Source organism: Gammaproteobacteria bacterium, assembly GCA_003696665.1.
Lineage (GTDB): Bacteria > Pseudomonadota > Gammaproteobacteria > Enterobacterales.
This window is the reverse complement of the sequence record RFGJ01000521.1, coordinates 1-1,631: the sequence shown is the minus strand read 5'-3', so window position 1 is coordinate 1,631 and position 1,631 is coordinate 1. Positions and strand designations below refer to the sequence as shown.

Annotated in this window: 2 protein-coding genes; both read left to right on the top strand. The window is 49.1% G+C overall.

Annotated features, from left to right (window positions below):
* Nucleotides 1-156 precede the first annotated feature (156 nt).
* The gene (locus D6694_12705) at nucleotides 157-1,272 is read left to right on the top strand and encodes a hypothetical protein (GenBank protein ID RMH38121.1); all 1,116 of its coding nucleotides are present in this window, start codon (nucleotides 157-159) and stop codon (nucleotides 1,270-1,272) included.
* Nucleotides 1,269-1,631 (top strand): pirin family protein (locus tag D6694_12700; protein RMH38120.1); only part of this gene is annotated, 363 nt, incomplete at its 3' end. The genes D6694_12705 and D6694_12700, both read left to right, overlap by 4 nt.

Sequence of the window (1,631 nt, the reverse complement as noted above, 5' to 3'; positions counted from 1 at the left end):
CTGTGGCGCTACCTCAAGCGCCTCTGGGCCATCCCCGCCTTTCGCGACACGACCGATTTCGAGCACATCAAGCAGCACTATTACTACTCGCACGCCTCGATCAATCCCTCGCGCATCGTGCCCAAGGGGCCGAGGCTTGGAATCTGAGAGAATCCCATGGGTTATACGCTTTATATCATTGCTGACGGATCAAAAAGCAAAATTGGCATCACATCCCGCAAGCTAGAAAAGCGACTAAAAGAATACGACACTCATAATCCACATTGGAGATTGGTGGAAACATTCAATCTAAGTGAAAATGATGCCCGTGCAGTAGAACGGTCTATCAAGGCGTATTTCAGCCCCAGAAAATCAGGAAGTGGAGGAGAAGAATGGTTTGATGTTCCTAGCGAAGAAATGGTTTCACTAGTGAGGGGGCTTATCGCTCAAGCTGATAGAAACCCATCTATAGGGAACCCCATTTTTCATACTATCGTTCCGAATATTAGAGCCCAAAAAGCCATGGCGGAATTGGAGGAGATTATTTCCTCCGGCGTTGATGACGGTAAAGATAAAAAAAGCAAACTGAGAGCGATTGTTAGAGAAGAGTTTATTCGTGCATTTTCTTTGGGCATTTCTCATGATGCCCTATATATGAATTATAAATTTTCTGGAAAAACAATATGTCCGCCAGACTTGGAGCATGCATTGAACATTGATTCAAAGGAAGTTCAGGAAGCAATCTGGAAGGGACAAGGCCGTATAGATCCACCTTATAGCGACCATGAAGAATTTTTTTACCACTTGGCACCGTTAGCATCTGGGACATTCTACGCGTTCTGTTCTTCACTGGTTATCCAGCCTTACGCAGATTTTCATTCTGAAGAATGGAAAGAAAAATTTTCAAGCCTCAGAGCTTACGCTGAGCAAGTCGGGTGGCATTGCTTTGATCACAGCGAGTGGAGCTGGTACTGGCCTGGAAAGACAGCCCTTGCAATCCTTCAGCCAAAAACTCCCATTTCTCGAACTCTTTCTCGATTCTCAACATCATTCAAAAAATTCGTGGTTGAGTCATTGAAAAAATACCAAGGCATTGGAGTACCCCGACTCGATGAGGTAATTGAACGGATTGTTTATGACGACTGTTTCCCTCTGGATATCAAGAACTTCGAATCGCTGAACTCAGATTACCTTGGAAAGATTCGTCATTTGGAACTTGATTCCAGAGACCCCGATGACGCGGCTCTAATCCAAGCATACAAATATTTGTTCAATGAATGGTTGAAACAATGATAGCCATCCACTTCGGTCAGCTTGTGCCCGAAGGCGACGGCGTGACCGTGCAGCGGCTGATGCCGGTGCCGGGCCTGCGCCACTTCGACCCCTTCGTACTGTGGGATCATTTCGATATCGCGGGCGGCGGCTTTCCGCCGCACCCGCATCGCGGCTTCGAGGCCATCACCTGGCTGTTTTCCGGCGCGATGCACCATAAGGACAACCTTGGCAATGCAGGCACGATCCATGCGGGCGGCGCGCAGCGGTTCACGGCCGGGCGCGGCATCACCCATTCGGAGATGCCGGAATCGGCCGCCGCGGGCATCCAGCTGTGGATCAACCTGCCGCAGCGGCTGAAATCCATCGAGCCCGACTAT